Origin of the sequence: Tabrizicola thermarum (assembly GCF_003574395.1) — a bacterium.
Lineage (GTDB): Bacteria > Pseudomonadota > Alphaproteobacteria > Rhodobacterales > Rhodobacteraceae > Tabrizicola > Tabrizicola thermarum.
In genome coordinates, this window is record NZ_KZ984538.1 from 282,096 (window position 1) to 301,053 (window position 18,958).

An 18,958-nucleotide genomic window follows, 5' to 3' on the forward strand; every position below is an offset into this window, starting at 1 on the left:
CATCGTCTCCATGTCAGGGCGTTGCGGGTCAGGACCGGGAGGGGCTGCGGAAGCCGCCGATCACCCGGTCGAGCAGCGCGTTGAGGTAAAGGCCGTTGGCCAGATGCACCCTCAGGCCAGCGGTGGCGGGGTGATGCGCCCAGAGCGGGAACAGCGCCTGGGCAAAGGCTGCAAGACCGAAGGACAGCAGCGCCAGCACGATCAGCGCCCATTCCAGCGCGCCGGACTCCGGGGCGGCGGGCAGCGAAGGGCCCCAGACCGCCTGCGCCACCACCTGAAAGCCGAAGTAGGCCAGCGCAGCGGCCAGCGAGGCCGTCAGCGTCCGCCGCGTCAGCGCGCCGGGGGCGGCATCGGCCAGACCCTGCGCGATGAGGTAGGAGACGCCGAAGATCAGGATCGCCCCCAGCGCCAGCGCCTGCGCCGACTTCTCGCCCACCAGCGCCGTGAAGCCCGCCGCCACCGCGCCGTAAAGCAGCAGCGCCAGCCCGAAGGACCGCAGCACCGCGCCCAGGCCCGGCACGGCCACCGGCCCCGGCTTGCGGATCGCGTTCACCGCCTGCACCGCCCCGCCCGAGGACAGGAAGGCATGCGCCTTGTAAAGCGAATGCGCCACGATGTGCAAAAGCGCCAGCGCCCAGAGACCCAGCCCGCATTGCAGGAGCATGAAGCCCATCTGCGCCACGGTGGACCAGGCCAGCGCCGTCTTGACCGCGCTTTGCGTCAGCATCACCAGCGCACCGAACAGCGCCGTGAAGCCGCCGATCATCACCAGCGCCGCCATGGCCCCGGGGCTGGACTGGGCCAGACCCGCCAGCGAGATCAGCAGGACACCGCCCGAATTGATGATCCCCGCATGCAGCAGCGCCGAGACGGGCGTGGGCGCCTCCATCACCTCGGTCAGCCAGCCATGCACCGGGAAAGAGGCGCATTTCAGCGCCGCCGCCAGCACGACCAGGGCAATGCCTGTCTGCGCGGACAGGGGCAGGGTCGCGGCCGCGTTCAGGGCGGCCAGATCCACCGTTCCCAGGCCCTGCCAGAACAGCAGCGCCGCCGCGACCAGCGCCAGATCGCCCGCGCCCCAGACGCGGATGAACTTGGCCGCAGCCCGCCGCGCCTCGGCACGTTCGGGGTAGAACAGCAACAGTTGCCGCAGGATCAGCCCGGTCGCCACGAAGGCCGCGATCATCACCGGCAGGCTCGCGGCCTGCACCAGCACCAGCACCGCAGCCACCGCCGCAAGCGTCAGCGCATGGAACGCACCCTCGCGCGCCTCGCCATCCAGATAGCGGCGAGCATAGCGCGTCACTACCCAGCCCACGAAGGCTACGAGCAGCGCCATCGTCACGCTGACGGCATCAAGGCGCATCAGCGCCGTCCCGCCGAGGTCCAGCACCTGCGGCCCCATCATCAGAAGTTGCCCAAGGCTACCCGCCGCCAGTGCAAGGGCGGCCAGAGTCGCCCCTTCGGCCAGACGCGGCAGGGCTCCGGGGCGGCGGCCCGGACGGGCAAGGAACGGAAGGGCCGCCGCCATGAGCGGCAGAGGGGCAAGGGCTGATAGCGCAAGGTCGGGCATGTCGGCCTCCGGGGTTCGGGGTGGTCCCGGTCGATCTAGCAGTTGCCTTGCATCCAGAAAATTACATATAATGCGAGTTATCATTCGATCTGGTAGAAGAATGAGCCAACTCAACCTGCACCACCTGCGCCTGTTCCGGGCCGTGGCCCGCGACGGCACGCTGACGGGGGCGGCGCGCGCGCTGAACCTGTCGCAGTCGGCGCTGTCCACTCAGCTGCGCGCGCTTGAGGCGGCGCTGGGCCAGGACCTGTTCGAACGCCGCGGACGGGGCCTTGTGCTGACCGAAGCCGGGCGCATCGCACTTGACCATGCCGAGGCGATCTTCCGCACCGCCGAGGATCTGACCGCCACCCTGCGCGAAACCGGCCGGGCGCGGCGGGCGCTGCGGGTGGGCGCGCTGGCCACCCTGTCGCGCAACTTCCAGATGCAGTTCCTTCACCCGCTGATCGGGCGGGCGGATGTCGAGGTGGTGCTGCGCGCCGGGTCGCAGGACGAGCTTCTGCGCGGGCTGGAGGCGCTGGCGCTGGATGTGGTGCTGACCAACCTGGCCCCGGCCAGCGATGCAGCAAGCCCCTGGCTGGTGCATCGGCTGGACGAACAGCCCGTGGGGCTGATCGGCACGCCTGCGCGGCTTGGCCCCGGCCCCCTGCCCCTGCGCGACCTCATGGCCGGTCAGCCGCTGATCCTGCCCGCGCGGGGCAGCGCGCTGCGGGCGGGCTTCGATGCGCTGGCCGCCCGGCTGGACGTGAGCCCCGCAATCGCGGCCGAGGTGGACGACATGGCGATGATCCGCCTTCTGGCGCGGGCCGATGCGGGGCTGGCCGTCATCCCGCCCATCGTCGTGCAGGACGAACTCGCCGCGGGCCTGCTGGTCGAGGCCGCCCGCCTGCCCGGCATCGGCGAGGCTTTCCTCGCCGTCACCCGGGCCCGGCGCTTTCCCAACCCTCTCCTGACCGATGTCCTGCCAGGCTGAGGCGGCCTCGGCTGACGACCATGCGGGGCCGACATCCGATGTGCAGCCGCAGCGGCCGTGATTGCGCATGTCGGATCTGTCCCGGCCAGACCTCTGGTCATGCGTGGCTGACCGACCGCGCGCGCGTCGTGTTTCTCAACCATATCACTTCGGCCACCGCGCTGGTCTTTCCCATCGAGCGGATCGTGGCCGAGGCCCGGGCGCGCGGCATCTGGTCGGTGATCGACGATGCCCATAGGCCCGGCATATCCTGCTGGACCTGAACGCTCTGGGGGCCGATTTCCATGCAGACAATTGCCACAAACGGATGATGTCGCCCAAGGGCGCGGGTTTCCTGCATGTCCGGCCGGATCCTGCTGCGGATGGATGAGGCTTTCGAAGGATCGATGCGGGACTCCACCGGATCATCGACATGGTCGAAGCCGAAATCCGCGAGATCATCGACGGCAAGCGGGCCTGATCCGACCATCTACAGGATGCGCGCCAGCCCGCCCTTGACCCGGCGCAGGGGGATCGACGACTCGATGGAGGCCACCCCGCGCACCTTGGTCAGGCGACCGACCAGAAACCGCTCGAACTCACCCAGGCCGCTGGTGACCACCCGCAACAGGTAATCGCGGTTTCCGGTCATCAGCCAGCAATCCACGACCTCGGGGAAGGCGCTGATCGCCGCCTCGAAATGCGCCAGAGCCTCGTCCACCTGCTTGTCCAGCTGGACCGAGACGAAGACCGTGACCCCGAAGCCCAGGGCCTCTTCGTCGATCAGCGCGGCATAGCCGCTGATGATCCCGGCCTCTTCCAGCCACCGCAGGCGTCGGGCGGTAGGCGACGGGCTGAGGCCGATCCGCGTCGCAAGATCGTTGATCGAAAGACGGCCGTCCCTGTGCAGAGCGCGCAGGATTTCGGTATCGAAGCGGTCAAGGTTGGCGGACATCTGCGTGTGATCCGTATTTCCTGGTGATTTGCACTTCGTAAGGCCATTCCAGCACGCGGAATAGCTGAAAAACAGCGCAAGTCCGGCCCTATGCTGCTGCAAAGGCACGACAGGATCAGGATCACCCGCCATGACCGATCTCAAGACCGTGGAACAGCGCCTTCTGTGGCTGTCGCACTGGATGATCCATCACGCCAATCACATCCGCCCGAAAGTCGATGCCATCAAGACCGGCGGTCACCAGGCGTCCTCGGCCTCGATGGTCTCGATCCTGACCGCGCTCTACTTTTCGGCACTGCGACCCCAAGACCGGGTGGCGGTGAAGCCCCATGCCGCGCCGGTGTTTCATGCGATCCAGTATCTGATGGGCAATCTTGACCGCGCAAGGATGGAAGGCTTTCGCGGCTTCGGTGGCGTGCAGTCCTACCCCTCGCGCACCAAGGATGTCGATGATGTGGACTTTTCCACCGGCTCGGTCGGGCTGGGCGTGGCAATGACCTCCTTTGCCTCGCTGATCCAGGACTATGTCACCGCAAAGCCCTGGGGTCAGGGCCGCGCGCTCGGCCGCATGGTGGCGCTGGTCGGCGACGCCGAACTGGATGAGGGCAACGTCTACGAGGCGCTGCAAGAGGGCTGGAAGAATGGCCTGCGCAACTGCTGGTGGATCATCGACTACAACCGCCAGTCCCTTGACGGCATCGTGCGCGAGGGGCTTTTCGCCCGGATCGAGGCGATCTTCACCGCCTTCGGCTGGGATGTGGTGCGGGTGAAATACGGCGCGCTGCAACGCGCGGCCTTCGCCGAACCGGGCGGGGCGGCGCTTCGTGACTGGATCGACCGCTGTCCGAACGCGCATTATTCGGTACTGACCTTCATGGGCGGTGCGGTCTGGCGCAAACGGCTGCTCGACGACCTGGGAGACCAGGGCGACGTGACCCGTTTGATTGACGCCCGGACCGACGCGGAACTTGCCGCCCTGATGGAGAACCTGGGCGGGAACTGCGTCGAGACGATGGCCGCGACCTTTGCTGCCATCGACCACGACCGCCCGGTCTGTTTCCTGGCCTACACGATCAAGGGCTGGGGCACCCCCATCGCCGGGCACAAGGACAACCACGGCGGGCTGATGACGCAGGCCCAGTTCGAGGCCTGGCAGGACCACATGGGCGTGCCGAAGGGACAGGAATGGGACCGCCTGGCCACGATCGCCGATCCGGCGGCCTTTCAGAACTGGCTGGACCGCGTGCCCTTCTTCGCCCAGGGCCTCCGCCGCTTTCACGACCATGCCATCCCGGTGCCGAAGATTGCGCCGCCGACCGACCGCGTGATCTCGACCCAGATGGCCTTCGGCAAGATCCTCGACGACCTTGCCCGTGGCGACAGCCCACTGGCCGCGCGGATCGTCACCACCTCTCCGGACGTGACTGGCACGACGAGCCTCGGCCCCTGGGTCAACCGCCGCAAGCTCTTTGCCCGGACGGCGCAGGCGGACGCGTTCATCGAACACCGCATCCCCTCGACCGCGAGATGGGAGTTCGCCCCCGAGGGTCAGCATATCGAACTGGGGATCGCCGAGATGAACCTGTTCCTGCTGCTGGGGGCGGCCGGGCTGAGCCACAGCCTGTTCGGCAAGCGCCTGTTTCCCATCGGCACGGTCTACGACCCCTTCGTGCATCGCGGCCTGGATGCGCTGAACTATGCCTGCTATCAGGACGCGCGCTTCATCATCGTCGGCACGCCTTCGGGCGTGACCCTGGCGCCGGAAGGTGGCGCGCATCAGTCGATCGGGACGCCTCTGACCGGCCTGTCGCAGGACGGGCTGGCGGCCTTTGAACCTGCCTTTGCGGATGAACTGGCGGTCATCCTGGAATGGGCCTTCGACTATCTGCAACGCGATGGCAAAGGCGATGCGGACGAACGCACCTGGCTGCGCGACGAAACCGGCGGTTCGGTCTATCTGCGCCTGACCACGAACCCCCTCGAACAGCCGGGCAAACGGCATGACGACGCGTTTCGCCAAGGGTCGATCGACGGGGCCTACTGGCTGCGCAAGCCCGGCCCCAACAGCGATGTGGTGATCGCCTATCAGGGAGCAGTCGCCCCCGAGGCCATCGCTGCCGCCGGGATCATCGGTGAGCATCGCCGCGATGTGGGCGTTCTGGCTGTCACCTCGGCGGATCGGCTGAACGCGGGCTGGACTGCGGCGCAACGCGCCCGCGCCCGCGGCAACGCGGCGGCGCGCAGCCATGTCGAAACGCTGTTCGCCGATCTGCCGCGCGACTGCCTGATTGTCACCGTCATCGACGGTCACCCCGCCACGCTTGCCTGGCTTGGATCGGTCGCCGGGCACAAGACCGTGTCGCATGGGGTCGAGCATTTCGGCCAGACCGGCACCATCGGCGAACTCTACCGGCATTTCGGGCTGGACCGACAGGCGCTTGCGCGATCGGGGCTGGAACTTTCCGCAGGCTCGCGCCGGGTCACGCGCGGGTGATGCCCGTTCCAGCCGCAGCGCACGCCAGCCGCGCGTCAAGCGCCTGCCGGACCCGGACAGAGCGGCATCCGCAGAAGAAGGATCGTCGGCAGGCCCGGCCTGTCTGCCAATCCGCCGCCCCGTGACCGCCTCTGCCCCTCGCGGCTTGAGTTTGCTGCTGCGGGCCAATACACCAAGAGGATCAAGGAAGGACGTCCTCATGCGCATTCACCAGGACCTTGCCGACACGATCGGAAACACGCCGCTTCTGAAGCTGAAGCGCGCCAGCGAGATCACGGGCTGCACCATCCTGGGCAAGGCCGAGTTCATGAACCCCGGCCAGTCGGTCAAGGACCGGGCCGCGCTTTACATCATCCGGGACGCGGTCGCGAAGGGCCTGCTGAAACCCGGCGGCACCATTGTCGAGGGCACGGCAGGCAACACCGGGATCGGGCTGGCGCTGGTGGGGGCGTCGATGGGGTTTCGGACGGTGATCGTGATCCCCGAGACGCAAAGCCAGGAAAAGAAGGACATGCTGCGGTTGGCCGGGGCGGAGCTGGTGCAGGTTCCCGCCGCCCCCTACCGCAACCCGAACAACTATGTCCGCTACTCGGGCCGTCTGGCCGAGGCGCTGGCCAAGACCGAACCGAACGGCGCGATCTGGGCGAACCAGTTTGACAACGTGGCCAACCGCCAGGCCCATATCGAGACGACGGGCCCCGAGATCTGGGAACAGACCGGCGGCAAGGTGGACGGCTTCATCTGCGCCGTGGGCTCGGGCGGGACGCTGGCGGGTGTGGCCGCCGCCCTGCAACCGAAAGGCGTGAAGATCGGGCTCGCCGACCCCGAAGGCGCTGCGCTGCACAGCTACTACACCACGGGCAAGCTGGAGGCGCCGGGCTCATCTATCACCGAAGGCATCGGCCAGGGGCGGATCACCGCGAACCTGGAAGGCTTCACCCCGGACTTCAGCTATCGCATCCCCGATGCCGAGGCGCTTCCGATCATCTTCGATCTACTGACGGAAGAGGGCCTCTGCATGGGCGGCTCGACCGGCATCAACATCGCCGGCGCGATCCGGATGGCGCGCGAGATGGGTCCGGGCAAGACCATCGTCACCATCCTGTGCGACTACGGCAGCCGCTATCAGTCCAAGATCTACAACCCGACCTTCCTGCGCGAGAAGGGCCTTCCGGTCCCGCAGTGGCTGGACCGTCCGGCCCGTCCGATCCCGCCGGTCTTCGAGGACGCATGAGGCGGCTTCTTGGCGGGCTTCTTCTGATCCTGGCGCTGGTGGCGGGTCCACTGGCGGCACAGGATCTAAAGGCGCCGCCAGACCCGCAGGACATCGTCGGCGACGGTTCTGTCCTGGACTATGGCGACTGGGACAAGATGGCGGGGCGCGCCGAGGCCGAGATCGCCGACCGGAACACCTCCAACGACCGGCTTGAAGAAATCCGTGGCCATCTGGCGCAATGGCGCGCGGCACTTCTGACGGCGCAGAACGCGAACTCGGCGCGGATCGCAACGCTGCGCGAACAGATCGCCGCGCTGGGCCCCTCCCCCGCCGATGGCGAGACCGAGGCCGAAGAGATTTCCAGCCGACGGCAGGAACTGGCGCAGCAACTGGTCAAGCTCCAGGCCCCGGGCATTGCCGCCGAAGAAGGCTATCGCCGGGCCGACGGGTTGATCCGCGAGATCGACCGCACCCTGCGCGAACGGCAGGCGGACCAGCTTTTGCAGCTTTGGCCCTCGCCGCTGAACCCCGCGAACTGGCCCGAGGCCGCGATCGGCCTTGCCGACACGGTGCAGCGGCTCTGGGACGAGATGGCCGAGGCATGGAACGATCCCGAGGCCCGCGAAAAGCTGTTCGACAACCTGCCGCTGATCGTGGTGCTGGTGATCGTGGCACTTGCGCTGGTGATCTACGTCCGGCGCTGGATCGAGCTGTTTGCCGAACGGCTACAGGCAGGCGCTTCGGTCCGGGGGCGGCACTTCTGGGCCCTGATCGCCAGCATGGGCGGGATCGTCCTGCCGACGCTGGGCGTCATTTCCCTGTCCTGGGCGCTTCTGGCAAGCGGTATGCCGGGCGAGATCGGCACCCAGATCGCCCTTGTGCTGCCCATTGCCGGGCTGGTGGTCTTTTCGATGGCCTGGCTTGGCGCACGCGCCTTCCCGCGCCTTCAGGACGATAATGCTGTCCTGCCGCTGCCGCCCGAGCGACGGGCCGAGGGCCGGTTCCTGTCGGTGATGATGGGGCTTGTGATCGCCGCCGAAATGCTCCGCTCCGCAGCGATGGACGCGCAGGCCTATTCGGATGCGACGACGTCGGTGATGTCCTTCCCCATCCTGTTGACCGGCGGCCTGGTGCTGATCCGGCTGGGCGGCACACTGCGCCGGACGCGCGACGTGGACGAGAAATCCGCAAACTACGGGCTGCGTCTGATCCAGATTCTGGCCCGCGGCTTGACGGTGCTGGGGATCGTCGGGCCGGGGCTGGCGGCTTTTGGCTATGTCCAGGCCGCCGAGGCGGTGATCTATCCGGCGATGATGTCCTTTGCGCTGGTGGCCTTCTTGTTCATCCTGCAACGGCTGATCGGCGATGCCTGGGCGCTGGTGACCAGATCGGAAGAGACGGCCCGCGACGCCCTGGTGCCAGTGCTGGCGGGTTTTGCCCTGTCGATTGCCGCGCTGCCGCTTCTGGCGCTGATCTGGGGCGCGCGCCTGTCCGACCTGACCGAGCTCTGGACGCGCTTTACCGAAGGGTTCCAGATCGGCAGCACGAAGATCTCGCCCTCGAATTTCCTGATCTTCGCCGTGGTTTTCCTGATCGGCTACATGCTGACGCGGTTGTTCCAGGGCGCGCTGCGCACCACGATCCTGCCGAAGACGCGGATGGAACGCGGTGGCCAGACTGCCCTGGTCGCGGGCGTGGGCTATGTCGGTGTCTTTCTGGCCGGACTGATCGCGATCAATGCTGCGGGGCTGGACCTGTCGGGCCTTGCCATCGTCGCCGGTGCCCTGTCGGTCGGTATCGGTTTCGGCCTGCAGAACATCGTGTCGAACTTCATCTCGGGCATCATCCTTCTGGTCGAGCGTCCGGTCAGCGAAGGCGACTGGATCGAGGTCGGCGGCGTGCAGGGCAAGGTGCGGGCGATCTCCGTCCGATCGACCCGGATCGAGACCTTCGACCGCAACGACGTGATCGTGCCGAACGCCGATCTCATCACCGGACGGGTGACGAACTGGACGCGGTTCAACCTGTCCGGCCGGCTGATCGTGCCGGTTGGCGTGGCCTATGGATCGGATACCCGCAAGGTCGAACGCATCCTGCGCGAGATAGCCGAGGCTCAACCCCTGACCGTGCTGAACCCGCCGCCGCTGGTGGTGTTGACCGGCCTTGGCAGCGATGCGATCCAGTTCGAGATCCGCGTCATCCTGCGCGATGTGAACTTCCTCTTGTCGGTGCGCAGCGAGATCAACCACCAGATCATCGAGCGTTTCGCCGCCGAAGGCATCGAGATCCCCTTCGCCCAGTCGGATGTCTCGCTGCGCAATGTGGACGAGATCGTCGACGGTCTGCTGCGGCTGCGCGAGACCCCCGAAGCGAAAGCGCGAGCGCGCCGAAGGTCCGGCCCTGCCCCGGCGATCGACAAGGATGACAGCGGATGACAACCGAACTCCTGTTCCGTGACGATGCCTATCTGACGACCGCCGACTGCCGGATCGTCGGCCACACACGCGAAGGCGGCCTGATCGTCGACCGATCGGTCTTCTATGCCACCGGAGGCGGACAACCCGGCGACAGCGGCGTCCTCGACTGGGGCGGCGCGCGGATGCCGATCGCAACCGCGCTGAAGGTCGAGGGCGGCATCGCCCTGATCCCTGCCGAGCCGATGCCGATGCCCCCCATCGGGGCCCCGGCCCGCCAGCAGATCGACTGGGGTCGCCGCCACCGCCACATGCGCGTCCACACCGCCTTGCACCTTCTGTCCGTGGTCATCCCGCTGCCGGTGACGGGTGGCCAGATCGCTGCGGACAAGGGCAGGCTCGACTTCGACATGCCCGACCCTCCCGGCGATGTCGCCGCCCTGGAAGAGGCGCTGAACACGCTGATCGAGCGTGACCTGACGGTAAGCGACGAGTGGATCACCGATGAGGAGCTCCTGGACAATCCGGGGCTGGTGAAGACGATGTCGGTCCGCCCGCCAATGGGCCATGGCCGGGTCCGTCTGGTGCGGATCAGCGATGGCGAGGCGCAGATCGACCTGCAACCTTGCGGCGGCACCCATGTGGCGCGCACCCGCGAGATCGGCCGGATCGAGATCGGCAGGATCGAGAAGAAGGGCCGCCAGAACCGCCGGGTATCGATCAGCCTCGCCTGACGACCGGGCACGTCGCTTGCATCCTCGCGGGAGGGAAATCTCGATCCGCCCCAGATAGCCCCTTGAACGCGCCCGCAAAGCCGGGGTATCAGCCCCAGACGGACAGTTGGCCGAGTGGTCGAAGGCGCACGCCTGGAAAGTGTGTAGGCGGGGAACCGTCTCGAGGGTTCGAATCCCTCACTGTCCGCCATCATCTTTGAAATCATTAGATAATTCGGCGCGTCCTGTTCGGGAAACTAAATGGGCACTAAAGCAGTCCTCACTAGGCTTGTTGGCTTTGTCGGCAGGGGCGCACCTCGGTAGGTGATCCGTTCACGTTTTCGTGAGCATGGTCCGTGGTCAGCCGGGACAAGCCCCGGACTGCTCGCCTGGCGCGCGCCTGCCGGTGCCGCTGTCATCGTCCGGGAACCGTCCCCGTGGCGGTGGCGCTGGATTGGCAATTTCCCCCGGCACGGGGGGCAGGGAAGGACAGGGGGAGGTGGACGCTGAGGGCGTGCCGGACGTGGACGTGGACCGCGTCGGACGTGGACGTCAGACGGACCTGGACGGCGTCCACGTCCAGCGCGGGGCGCAGACCCCACCCCCCGGCCTGCCCCGCGCGCGCGGCTGAAACATTTCTACCCGGCACACACAAAGCGGCGATGTTTCCATCTGGTTGACAAAGCAGACAACAGGTCATGCAGTGCCAATCTGTCAGGATGGCATTCGCCAGACGATCATCTGCCTGTGACTGCGGGCTGATTTGAGGTATTTAAATACCTCAACTCATGTCTGACACGTCTTGCGACATCCAGGACCGCCCGCCATGCCCCGCATCCCCGGCTTCAAGTCCGAGACGCAGCGCGAACGCTTCTTCGAGGGGGCGAAACCCTACGTCCGGGGCGGACCTCTGGCGCGGATTTGCGGGGCGAAGCTGCGGACGGGCGGGGTCTGCACGCAGCTTGCCCTTGCCGGGGAGAAGCGATGCCTCCGGCACGGGGGGCCGGACGCGGCGCGGCGGTATCGTGAACGCCAGAAGGCGGGGCTGGAAAACGGGTCCGTCACGCCCGAGGAATGGGCGCGGGCCGAGGCCCGTCGTGCGCGAAATGCGCTGATGTGGGCGTGGCGCAAAGACCCTCGCCTGCCGGGGCGGACGATTGATCTGGGGCCGGACGAGGCGGCCTTTGCCGCGGCTGCGGCGGAGTTGGGCGTGGACGTGGACGGGCTGTATCCTGCGGTCGCCGACTGGCTGCGCTGGCGCTGGCGGCGGCACCAGAAGGACCGCCCGGACGCCGCGCGGTGGCGGAAGGCGGTGCGCGAGGAATTGCCCCGGCAGAGGGCCGCTGCGGACGAGGCGGTGGCCTGGGCCGATCTGGGGATCACGGACAGGCGCACGAAGGCTGCACGGGCCGCAAGGGCGGCCCTGCGTGCCGGGGACGTGGAACGCGCGCAGGCGGCGGTGGACGCATTGCGCGCCGCGTCCAGCACGGCCATGGGCGCGGACCTGCGCCGGGGAAGGGAAGCCCATGGCGGACCCCTGACGCCGCTTCCCGCGCGGCCATGGACGCCGCGCCCGGCGTCGGACGGCTGGAAGCGGCGACTGCCCGACAGGCAGAAGGCCCCCAAGCCCCAGCCCATGCCGCCCCGCCCTGTCGGACGGCCCAGGCGCGTGCCGGACAGGCCGGACGAACTGGCGGCGCTGGGCGAGGTCTTGCGGGCAGCGGGACCGCAGGTCCGGGCGATGTATGAGGCCGTTTCCCGGAACGAGGATCGCGTGAAGTTCCTGCGCGATCTGGCCGACTATGTGAACGCCCCGGACGATGCCGGGGCGCAGCGGCGCTGGCTGTGGTGGGTTCAGGCTTTGCGCTGAGCTTGCGCCAGTTCCTGCGCCAGTGCCTGCGCCGTGAAGGTGATGAGCGACATGCCAAAAGCCGCCGACACGTTCGCGAGTCGCCACAGATGGGCGGCAAACATTTCTTCGCCACGGGATTGGTCCGCATCCTTCGGAATAGGAAGCGGGGGCAACGGTGCCCCGCCGTCCATGAAGTAAACGCCCGGCAGGGGGCGCCCTTCTGCCGGGGCAGCGCGGCGGACGACGCAAGGCACTGATCGCTGTCCTTCGCGGATAGTCAGGTGAGGCGGATCAGCCGGGGCGCAGGAAGCGGCCCCTGCAATCCACCTGGCGTGCATGACCGCGTTCAGCGCGTCCATCGGCATTTCGCGGAGCAGATATTCACGTTCGGGGTGTGCGGCGAAGAACGCTTCAATTTCGGCCATCCATTTATTTGCAGCACCAGCCACGGGTCTGTCCTCCTTTCAAGGTCAGCCAAGACTGCTGCACGCGTTGCCGCTTCCTTCAGGTCAAGGACCCTGAATGTATCGCCGATCTTCGCGACCGCATCTATCCGTCTATACTGGTCGCCGAAGCGTTCTGCATACTGGGCAAGGCCCTTCAACTTTGGGATGGCATCACCGAACTGGATGCCGTGCGGATCAACGATGTCTGCCGTGATTGTGCCGTCGCCTTGTTGACCAAAAAACACGAAGTCTGGCCGCACGATCTTCGGCTCCCCGCCATCGTCATAGATGATCCCAAGCGAGTCCTGGCTGGCGCGCGACGGGTTACGATACCATGCGACGGTGCCTGAACGCCCAAGCTCAGCTCGGACCACTTCGCCCTCCCAGGAATTCAAATCCTCGGGGAACAGGCCCTGCTCATCACAGAGAAGATGTCTCTCGAAGGTCGGGAGGGGTGTTTCGGTGCCGTTCGCCTCGCGGATTGTGGTCGCCTGCATCCATGATGTCGGGCGAGCAAGGTCCACATCCATCGGATTGGCACTCATCTCTCTGATCTGGCGATAGACGTCCTGGCGTTCGTCGGACAGATCCTTGATCTCGACGCGGAACCGGGTGAGCCACTGATTGGCGAGCTTCTCGGCTTCAGCCTCGAGCGTTTCACGAACCTGTGGGACCAGGCCCAAGGCTGCGATACTGACATGCGCCTCCATGAGCGCCGTTTCCATGTCGTCGGTTTTGCCTTCGTGCCGAGCGAGGTAATCGCTGTATGTCGTTGCAAGATCGGGGCTGATCGCCCGACCGGCACGGCGGTAGGCGTCCTTGATGACAGCGTAGTCAGCCTCTTCCAGAAAGTCGTCGAAGGTCATCGCGCCGCCCTTCAGGTCGGCTTTCAGGCTCTTGCCCTCGACTGTCATGGCAGATTTTCGGGCGGCCTCAATTTCGGTCTTGTAGCGCGCGCGGATGCCGTTCAGCACTTTGTGCATTTCTGAATGGGCCAGCTTCCCCGCATCTGCCAGAAGGCCATCGACCGCCAGCTTGTGTGCGAGAGAAGTCAGCCGCTTTACAGGGCGCGCATGCCGCTTCGGCAGTGTCTGTGACGGAAGTGCAAGCAGCTTGTCCCAGACACCCTCGGGGATTGCCGGGTTAGGCTTCAGTTCCACCGGGTTGATCAACACGCGGCGGCCGGGGAGATCGTCGCCTCCATCCCCGCCTGACATCAGCGCCTTGGCGACGTCCTTGCGCTGCGCAAGCAATGCCAGGCGCTGATCGAGAGCGTCGAGGACTCGATGGGCGGACTCTCGGCCGGCGCCGTCCAGATCCGCGCGGAATGCGGCTCGGCCTTCTTCGCCGATCTCGTGGCGCACAAGGAGGTGCGCGAGACCTACCTCAACACTGCTGCCGCGGCCGACCTACGCGGTCGTGTCGCTGATGAGGTCAGCTTCGGCGGCATCACCTTCCGCCGTTATCGGGGCGGGGTGGGCTTCACAGTGCCGACCGACAAGGCGTTCTTCTATCCCGAGGGCATCGAGGGCCTCTTCGAGATCTACTATGCCCCGGCCGACACCTTCGAGACGGTCAACACGCTGGGCCAGCCGCTCTACGCCCGTATGATCCCCGACCGGGATCGCGACGAATGGGTGCGGCTCGAGATCGAGAGCAATCCGCTCCCGATCTGCACCCGTCCGCAGGTGCTGCGCTCGGCGCGGCGGACCTGATGACCGGCCTCAAAGACGCCCTCGACGCGCTCTTCGCGGACGCGCATCTCGCACGGGATGTCGTGTACACCGCCGAGGGCGGCGCGCCGTCGCTGGTCCGCGCGATCCTGCGCCGGCCGGACGACGTCACGAACTTCGGCGATGCCCGGCTCTGGTCCGAGACCACCCGGATCGACCTGCGCGTCGCCGAGCTGGCGAACCCGCGTCCCGGCGACCGCATCGAGATCGACGGGGACGCTTTCCTCATCCAGGGCGAGCCGGTCCGTGATCGTGAGCGGCTGGTCTGGACCGTCGATCTGCGTCCGGCATGAGCGCGATGAAGCTCAAGCTCGACATCGATCCCGACATCGTCGCGATGATGGCGGCCGAGGTTTCGGCGGGTGAGCGGGCCGTGTCGGTCGCGATCCGCGAGGCCGGAACCGGGCTGAAGGCGGCATGGCGCGGTCAGATCACTGGCGCGGGGCTAGGGCCGCGCCTTGCCCGCACCATCCGGTCGGAGCAGTTCCCGAAGGCCACGCCCAGCCTCAACGCGGCCACCGTGGTCTGGTCCAACGCCCCCGTCATCGTCGGCGCGCACGACACCGGCCCGCTGATCCGCTCGAAGAACGGCTTCTGGCTGGCGATCCCCACGCCCGCCGCAGGCAAGTCCCTACGCGGCGGCCGGATCACTCCCGGCGAGTGGGAACGCCGCACCGGCCTGCGCCTGCGGTTCATCTATCGCCGCCGGGGCTCGAGCCTGCTGGTGGCCGGGGGACGGCTGAACTCGAAGGGCCGTGCCGTGGCATCACGGTCGAAAACCGGCCGGGGCCTCGTGACCGCGCCGATCTTCCTGCTGGTCCCGCAGGTCAAGCTGCCGAAGCGGCTCGATCTGGACCGGGACGCCGAGCGGGCGCTTGACAGCGTGCCGGGGCTGATCGTGGCGAACTGGGTGGAGGCGAGGATCGGCTGATCAGGCACGTGCGGCGGCGCGGCCACCCTCACGCCCGGAACGACGGCGGCGGCGCGGTTCCTCGGTATCCCCGAGCCCCTCGATGGCCACCGGCGCCTTACCGGGAAACTCGACCATCAGCTTGAGCGAGCCGCCCATCGCGTGCACATAGCTCGACAGCGTCGACAGGAGCAGATCGCTCTGGCGCTCGTACTTCGCGACGGTCGCCTGCTGGATGCCCAGGGCTTCGGCCAGCTGGACCTGCGTCAGGTCCTTGGCTTTCCGCAGTTCCTGCAGGGTCAGGTATTCGGTGTGGAGGCGCTCGGCCTCGGCCTCGATGCCCGCGCGACGCGCCGCATCGAGCGTGGCCAGCTTGTCCTTCAGGGTCCGTGCCATGGTCCTCATCCTTTCCGTTTGGCCAGATGGCGGTCGAACCGCTCATCGGCCCGCGCGATCAGCTGCTTGTAGAAGCGCTTCTCGCTCACGCCCGACTTGTCCCCGCCGACGAGCAGGATCGCCTGCCGGTCGGGATCGAATGCGAAGGCGATGCGCCACACGCCGTCGGCGGCGTTGCAGCGCAGTTCCTTCATGTTCGCATGCTTCGACCCGGTCAGGGTGTCGGCATGCGGTCGTCCGAGTGTCGGCCCCTCGCGTTCCAGAAGGAGCGCGCGGGCCAGGATCGCGTCCTGCACCTCCTGCGGAAGTGTGTCGAACTCCGGTTCGAACTCCTCCGCAAACGAAACGGTCCACGGCATACGATCCTCATGTCTTGCAAGCTATATAGCCGCGAGGCATTAATTGGGCAAGAACGGCCCGAGTAGAGCGATGCCCACCCCCCGCGAAACCATCCTTACCGCGCTGCACGCGCGGCTCTCGGCGCTCCCTGCCACCGCCCTGCGCGGCGACGTTCTGCCAGAGCGCGTGCCAGCCACTGGCCTCCTGATCCTGCGCGATGGCGAGCCGGGGGAGCCGGAGGTGACGCTGTCGCCCCTGCGCTACCACTATCAGCACCGGGCCGAGATCGAGGCCGTCGTGCAGGGTGCCACCCGTGATGTCGCTTTCGACACCCTCTGCGCCAGTGTCGGCGCGGCGATTGCCGCCGACCGCACGCTGGGCGGCCTCTGCGACTGGGTCGAGGCGGAAGCGCCGCGCCCGGTCGATCTGGCCGTCGAGGGGGCCGCCAGCCTGAAGGCAGCGGTGATCCCGGTCATCCTGCATTATTCCACGGCCGACCCGCTCGGCTGACCCCATTCACCACAGGAGACTACGATGGCACGAGCCCATGGGGCGCGGGCGCAGATGGCGCTTGCGTTCGAGACCGTCTACGGCACCGCACCCGCCTCGGGCTATCGCACGGTGCCCTTTGCCAGCACCACGCTCGGCTCCGAACAGCCGCTGATCGCCTCGGAACTGCTGGGTCAGGGGCGCGATCCCCTGTCCCGACTGCCCCGCACGGCTGAACCAGCCACTGACATTCGAAGGCGCGCAGGTCTGGGACCTGGCGCAGCGCCTCGGCGGGCAGATGCGCGTCCTCCCCGGCGCGGTGATCGGCTGGGACATCGGCGCGGCGCTGGCCTTGGGCGCGGCCCTCGGTATCCCGCCGCCCGCCATCGCGGAACTCTTGCCCGCCCTCGAGGCGGTGATGGTCCGCCGCGTGAACGAGCAGATCGCGGCCAACCGCGACTGATCCCATCCCAACCGGAGCTCCGAACCCATGGCCGAGAAACGCGTCTCCGTCCGGCTCGCCGCCGTGGGCGGCCGCCAGGTGCGCGCTGAACTGGAGGGGATTGGCGAGGCCGGGGCGCGCGGCTTCGGCCGTCTCTCCACCGAGATGGAACTGGCCAACACCCGGCTCGCCGGTTTCGCGCGCCGGGCCGGGATCGCGCTGGCGGCCGTAACTGCGGCGGCCGTGGCGGCTGGGGTGGCGATGGTCCGATCGGGGCTCGCCAACATCGACGCGCAGGCGAAGCTCGCGCAGTCGATGCGCACCACCGTCGAAAGCATCCAGACCCTGACCTGGGCCGGGGAACTTGCCGGGGTCTCGTTGGGGCAGATCGAGCAGGCGACGCAGCGTCTGACCAACCGCCTGTCGGAAGCGGCCAGTGGTTCCGGCGCGGCGGTGGGCGCACTTCGACGGCTGAACCTGACGGCGGCCGAGCTGCAGGCCCTGCCGCTCGACCAGCGCATCGTGGCGATCCAGGACGCACTGACCCGCTATATTCCCGAGGCCGAGCGGGCGGCGGTCGCCTCGGACCTCTTCGGCGACCGGGCCGCACTCGCCTTCCTGCGGATCGACAGCGCGACCCTGCGGGACGCCGCGCGCGACGTGCAGGACTTCGGGGTGGCGGTCAGCGCGGCGGATGCGGCGCAGATCGAGCGGACGGGCGATGCCATCGCGCGGCTCAGCCTGATCTGGACCGGCCTCGTCAACCGCCTGACCGTCGCCGTCGCCCCTGCGCTGGAAACGGTGGCCACCAGGCTCGCCGACCTGGCCCGCGCCACCGGCCCCATCGGGCAGACGATCACCATGATCTTCGAGAACCTCGGGCGCCTCGCCACCTATGCGATCACCTTCGCCACCGTCATGGCTGGGCGCTGGGTGGCCGGGATGGCGGCCGCCGCACTCTCCGTGCGCGGCCTCGCCACGGCTCTGGTGTTCCTTCGGGGCGCTCTGATCCGCACCGGTATCGGCGCGCTGATCGTCGGAGCGGGCGAGTTGGTCTACCAGTTCTCGCAGCTGGTGGCCCGAGTGGGCGGGGTCGGCGAGGCGTTCCGCCTGCTGGGCGATCTGGCCCGCGAGGTCTGGTTGCGCATCGGGCTGTCGCTGGACGCGGCCCTCGCCCGCATGGCGGCCGGGTGGGAGGGCCTGAAGGCGGCGGGCCTCTCGGCGCTCGAAGGCACCATCGCGGGCGTGGTCAACTTCGGCGACCGGACGGCTGCGATCTTCCAGGGAGCCTACGACGCGGCGGTCGCAATCTGGGGAAGCCTGCCCGGGGCCATCGGCGACTTCGCCTTCCAGGCTGCGAACGGGCTGATCTCTGGCGTCGAAGCGATGCTGAACGGCGTCGTCACCCGGATCAACAGTTTCATCGAGACGCTGAACGCCGCGCTGGCCCTCCTGCCGGAATGGGCCACGGGCGAGGACGGTGTCCGGATCGGCATTCTCGACCCAGTGGAACTGGGCCGCATCGGCAATCCTTTCGAAGGCGCGGCAACGGCCGCGGGGGCTGCTGCGGCGGATGCCTTCTCGGCAGCGCTGGCCCGCACCTACCTCGAACCGCCCGACCTCGGCCTCGGCGCCATGGCCGACGATGCCCGCGCGCGAGCCGACGGCTATCGCGAAGCCGCCGGGATGCTGGCTGACGCTGCCGGTCGGCCGCTGGCCAGCTGGCAGACACTGAAGGATGCTGTGACCGGCACGGGGACCGAGGCCGAGACGGCACTGGCTGATGCTGCTGGTGCGGCCGATGCCCTGACGACAGGACTGAACGACACCGCCACCGCCGCCGATGGTGCGGGCAGGGCCGCGCGCGCCGCGGGGGCTGCTGCGGCCGAAGGTGCAGACACGGCGCTGACCGGCTGGCAGGCCGTCACGGCCGCGCTGGCCGATTATGCCGCCAAGGACATGTAGGCCAGCACGTCGTGCTCGCTGGTGTCCATGAGGTCGGCCAGCTTTGGCCAACGCGGGCGCAACTGCTCG

The 18,958-nt window shown here is 67.7% G+C and carries 19 protein-coding genes, 1 tRNA gene and 2 pseudogenes; 15 read left to right on the plus strand and 7 right to left on the minus strand.

Features of this window, described 5'->3' with window-relative positions; translation table 11 throughout:
* Nucleotides 1-28: 28 nt before the first annotated feature.
* Nucleotides 29-1,573 (minus strand): proton-conducting transporter transmembrane domain-containing protein, encoded by a 1,545-nt coding sequence (locus tag D5084_RS04295; RefSeq protein ID WP_128514275.1) that lies wholly within the window; start codon nucleotides 1,571-1,573, stop codon nucleotides 29-31.
* 100 nt (nucleotides 1,574-1,673) lie between these two features.
* On the opposite strand from D5084_RS04295, the gene D5084_RS04300 reads away from it, so the two are divergent.
* Nucleotides 1,674-2,546, plus strand: coding sequence for a LysR family transcriptional regulator (locus D5084_RS04300; RefSeq protein WP_128514276.1), 873 nt, complete (start codon nucleotides 1,674-1,676; stop codon nucleotides 2,544-2,546).
* A 97-nt stretch (nucleotides 2,547-2,643) separates the two neighbouring features.
* Here the strand turns inward: D5084_RS04300 and D5084_RS18630 are convergent, their stop codons facing one another.
* The gene (locus tag D5084_RS18630; RefSeq protein ID WP_238382517.1) at nucleotides 2,644-3,015 is read right to left on the minus strand and encodes a hypothetical protein; all 372 of its coding nucleotides are present in this window, start codon (nucleotides 3,013-3,015) and stop codon (nucleotides 2,644-2,646) included.
* Entirely contained in the window at nucleotides 3,016-3,480 is a 465-nt protein-coding gene (locus D5084_RS04310) for an Lrp/AsnC family transcriptional regulator (protein WP_128514277.1), read from the minus strand.
* Nucleotides 3,481-3,610: 130 nt separating this feature from the next.
* Between D5084_RS04310 and D5084_RS04315 the strand changes: the two genes are divergently transcribed.
* From D5084_RS04315 to D5084_RS04340, 7 genes are all read left to right on the plus strand, one after another.
* On the plus strand, nucleotides 3,611-5,974 hold the full coding sequence (locus D5084_RS04315) for a thiamine pyrophosphate-binding protein (protein WP_128514278.1): 2,364 nt from the start codon (nucleotides 3,611-3,613) through the stop codon (nucleotides 5,972-5,974).
* Between the two features lie 199 nt (nucleotides 5,975-6,173).
* The gene (locus D5084_RS04320) at nucleotides 6,174-7,208 is read left to right on the plus strand and encodes a cysteine synthase A (protein ID WP_128514279.1); all 1,035 of its coding nucleotides are present in this window, start codon (nucleotides 6,174-6,176) and stop codon (nucleotides 7,206-7,208) included.
* Nucleotides 7,205-9,625 (plus strand): DUF3772 domain-containing protein, encoded by a 2,421-nt coding sequence (locus tag D5084_RS04325; protein ID WP_128514280.1) that lies wholly within the window; start codon nucleotides 7,205-7,207, stop codon nucleotides 9,623-9,625. The genes D5084_RS04320 and D5084_RS04325 overlap by 4 nt, the downstream gene beginning before the upstream one ends.
* Nucleotides 9,622-10,338: an alanyl-tRNA editing protein gene (locus tag D5084_RS04330; protein ID WP_128514281.1), complete on the plus strand. Its 717-nt coding sequence runs from the start codon at nucleotides 9,622-9,624 to the stop codon at nucleotides 10,336-10,338. The genes D5084_RS04325 and D5084_RS04330 overlap by 4 nt, the downstream gene beginning before the upstream one ends.
* A 100-nt stretch (nucleotides 10,339-10,438) precedes the next feature.
* Nucleotides 10,439-10,528: transfer RNA gene (locus tag D5084_RS04335), tRNA-Ser, on the plus strand.
* A 288-nt stretch (nucleotides 10,529-10,816) separates the two neighbouring features.
* The gene (locus tag D5084_RS18835) at nucleotides 10,817-10,948 is read left to right on the plus strand and encodes a hypothetical protein (protein WP_274378863.1); all 132 of its coding nucleotides are present in this window, start codon (nucleotides 10,817-10,819) and stop codon (nucleotides 10,946-10,948) included.
* A gap of 195 nt (nucleotides 10,949-11,143) precedes the next feature.
* Entirely contained in the window at nucleotides 11,144-12,187 is a 1,044-nt protein-coding gene (locus D5084_RS04340; protein ID WP_128514282.1) for a hypothetical protein, read from the plus strand.
* Here the strand turns inward: D5084_RS04340 and D5084_RS04345 are convergent.
* The gene (locus D5084_RS04345; protein WP_128514283.1) at nucleotides 12,172-12,594 is read right to left on the minus strand and encodes a hypothetical protein; all 423 of its coding nucleotides are present in this window, start codon (nucleotides 12,592-12,594) and stop codon (nucleotides 12,172-12,174) included. The genes D5084_RS04340 and D5084_RS04345 overlap by 16 nt on opposite strands.
* Nucleotides 12,516-13,868: a hypothetical protein gene (locus tag D5084_RS04350; RefSeq protein ID WP_202910028.1), complete on the minus strand. Its 1,353-nt coding sequence runs from the start codon at nucleotides 13,866-13,868 to the stop codon at nucleotides 12,516-12,518. Before D5084_RS04350 ends, D5084_RS04345 begins: the two co-directional genes overlap by 79 nt.
* Before the next feature lie 33 nt (nucleotides 13,869-13,901).
* Between D5084_RS04350 and D5084_RS04355 the strand changes: the two genes are divergently transcribed.
* Genes D5084_RS04355 through D5084_RS04365 form a run of 3 tightly spaced genes read left to right on the plus strand, consistent with a single transcriptional unit; the run spans nucleotide 13,902 to nucleotide 15,279 of the window.
* Nucleotides 13,902-14,330, plus strand: a complete 429-nt coding sequence (locus D5084_RS04355) for a major capsid protein (RefSeq protein ID WP_128514284.1) — start codon at nucleotides 13,902-13,904, stop codon at nucleotides 14,328-14,330.
* Nucleotides 14,330-14,641 (plus strand): head-tail joining protein, encoded by a 312-nt coding sequence (locus tag D5084_RS04360; RefSeq protein WP_128514285.1) that lies wholly within the window; start codon nucleotides 14,330-14,332, stop codon nucleotides 14,639-14,641. The genes D5084_RS04355 and D5084_RS04360 overlap by 1 nt, the downstream gene beginning before the upstream one ends.
* A gap of 5 nt (nucleotides 14,642-14,646) precedes the next feature.
* Nucleotides 14,647-15,279, plus strand: a complete 633-nt coding sequence (locus D5084_RS04365) for a DUF6441 family protein (RefSeq protein WP_128514304.1) — start codon at nucleotides 14,647-14,649, stop codon at nucleotides 15,277-15,279.
* Here D5084_RS04365 and D5084_RS04370 read toward each other — a convergent pair whose 3' ends face one another.
* Both D5084_RS04370 and D5084_RS04375 read right to left on the minus strand, forming a co-directional pair.
* Nucleotides 15,280-15,654: a helix-turn-helix domain-containing protein gene (locus D5084_RS04370; protein WP_238382518.1), complete on the minus strand. Its 375-nt coding sequence runs from the start codon at nucleotides 15,652-15,654 to the stop codon at nucleotides 15,280-15,282.
* Nucleotides 15,655-15,659: 5 nt separating this feature from the next.
* A complete protein-coding gene (locus tag D5084_RS04375; protein ID WP_128514287.1) occupies nucleotides 15,660-16,013 on the minus strand; it encodes a type II toxin-antitoxin system RelE/ParE family toxin in 354 nt (117 codons plus the stop codon).
* Between the two features lie 70 nt (nucleotides 16,014-16,083).
* Here D5084_RS04375 and D5084_RS04380 point away from each other — a divergent pair, with 70 nt between their 5' ends.
* The 4 genes and pseudogenes from D5084_RS04380 to D5084_RS04385 all read left to right on the plus strand — a co-directional run.
* The gene (locus D5084_RS04380) at nucleotides 16,084-16,503 is read left to right on the plus strand and encodes an acyl-CoA transferase (protein ID WP_128514288.1); all 420 of its coding nucleotides are present in this window, start codon (nucleotides 16,084-16,086) and stop codon (nucleotides 16,501-16,503) included.
* Nucleotides 16,504-16,527: 24 nt separating this feature from the next.
* Nucleotides 16,528-16,698: pseudogene (locus D5084_RS18945) on the plus strand (phage tail tube protein); the annotation flags it as partial.
* A gap of 82 nt (nucleotides 16,699-16,780) precedes the next feature.
* The gene (locus tag D5084_RS18520) at nucleotides 16,781-16,945 is read left to right on the plus strand and encodes a DUF7697 family protein (RefSeq protein ID WP_202910029.1); all 165 of its coding nucleotides are present in this window, start codon (nucleotides 16,781-16,783) and stop codon (nucleotides 16,943-16,945) included.
* 27 nt (nucleotides 16,946-16,972) lie between these two features.
* Nucleotides 16,973-18,880 (plus strand): annotated as a pseudogene (locus D5084_RS04385) (phage tail tape measure protein); the annotation flags it as partial.
* Between the last annotated feature and the right edge of the window lie 78 nt (nucleotides 18,881-18,958).

Coding starts and splice junctions, on each gene's coding strand:
- D5084_RS18520 (WP_202910029.1), top strand. CDS start 16,781: ATGCGCGTCCTCCCCGGCGCGGTGATCGGCTGGGACATCGGCGCGGCG.
- D5084_RS04315 (WP_128514278.1), top strand. CDS start 3,611: ATGACCGATCTCAAGACCGTGGAACAGCGCCTTCTGTGGCTGTCGCAC.
- D5084_RS04325 (WP_128514280.1), top strand. CDS start 7,205: ATGAGGCGGCTTCTTGGCGGGCTTCTTCTGATCCTGGCGCTGGTGGCG.
- D5084_RS04345 (WP_128514283.1), bottom strand. CDS start 12,594: ATGGCCGAAATTGAAGCGTTCTTCGCCGCACACCCCGAACGTGAATAT.
- D5084_RS04365 (WP_128514304.1), top strand. CDS start 14,647: ATGAAGCTCAAGCTCGACATCGATCCCGACATCGTCGCGATGATGGCG.
- D5084_RS18630 (WP_238382517.1), bottom strand. CDS start 3,015: ATGGTCGGATCAGGCCCGCTTGCCGTCGATGATCTCGCGGATTTCGGC.
- D5084_RS04355 (WP_128514284.1), top strand. CDS start 13,902: ATGGGCGGACTCTCGGCCGGCGCCGTCCAGATCCGCGCGGAATGCGGC.
- D5084_RS04330 (WP_128514281.1), top strand. CDS start 9,622: ATGACAACCGAACTCCTGTTCCGTGACGATGCCTATCTGACGACCGCC.
- D5084_RS04310 (WP_128514277.1), bottom strand. CDS start 3,480: ATGTCCGCCAACCTTGACCGCTTCGATACCGAAATCCTGCGCGCTCTG.
- D5084_RS04360 (WP_128514285.1), top strand. CDS start 14,330: ATGACCGGCCTCAAAGACGCCCTCGACGCGCTCTTCGCGGACGCGCAT.
- D5084_RS04320 (WP_128514279.1), top strand. CDS start 6,174: ATGCGCATTCACCAGGACCTTGCCGACACGATCGGAAACACGCCGCTT.
- D5084_RS04370 (WP_238382518.1), bottom strand. CDS start 15,654: ATGGCACGGACCCTGAAGGACAAGCTGGCCACGCTCGATGCGGCGCGT.
- D5084_RS04340 (WP_128514282.1), top strand. CDS start 11,144: ATGCCCCGCATCCCCGGCTTCAAGTCCGAGACGCAGCGCGAACGCTTC.
- D5084_RS04380 (WP_128514288.1), top strand. CDS start 16,084: ATGCCCACCCCCCGCGAAACCATCCTTACCGCGCTGCACGCGCGGCTC.
- D5084_RS04295 (WP_128514275.1), bottom strand. CDS start 1,573: ATGCCCGACCTTGCGCTATCAGCCCTTGCCCCTCTGCCGCTCATGGCG.
- D5084_RS04375 (WP_128514287.1), bottom strand. CDS start 16,013: ATGCCGTGGACCGTTTCGTTTGCGGAGGAGTTCGAACCGGAGTTCGAC.
- D5084_RS04300 (WP_128514276.1), top strand. CDS start 1,674: ATGAGCCAACTCAACCTGCACCACCTGCGCCTGTTCCGGGCCGTGGCC.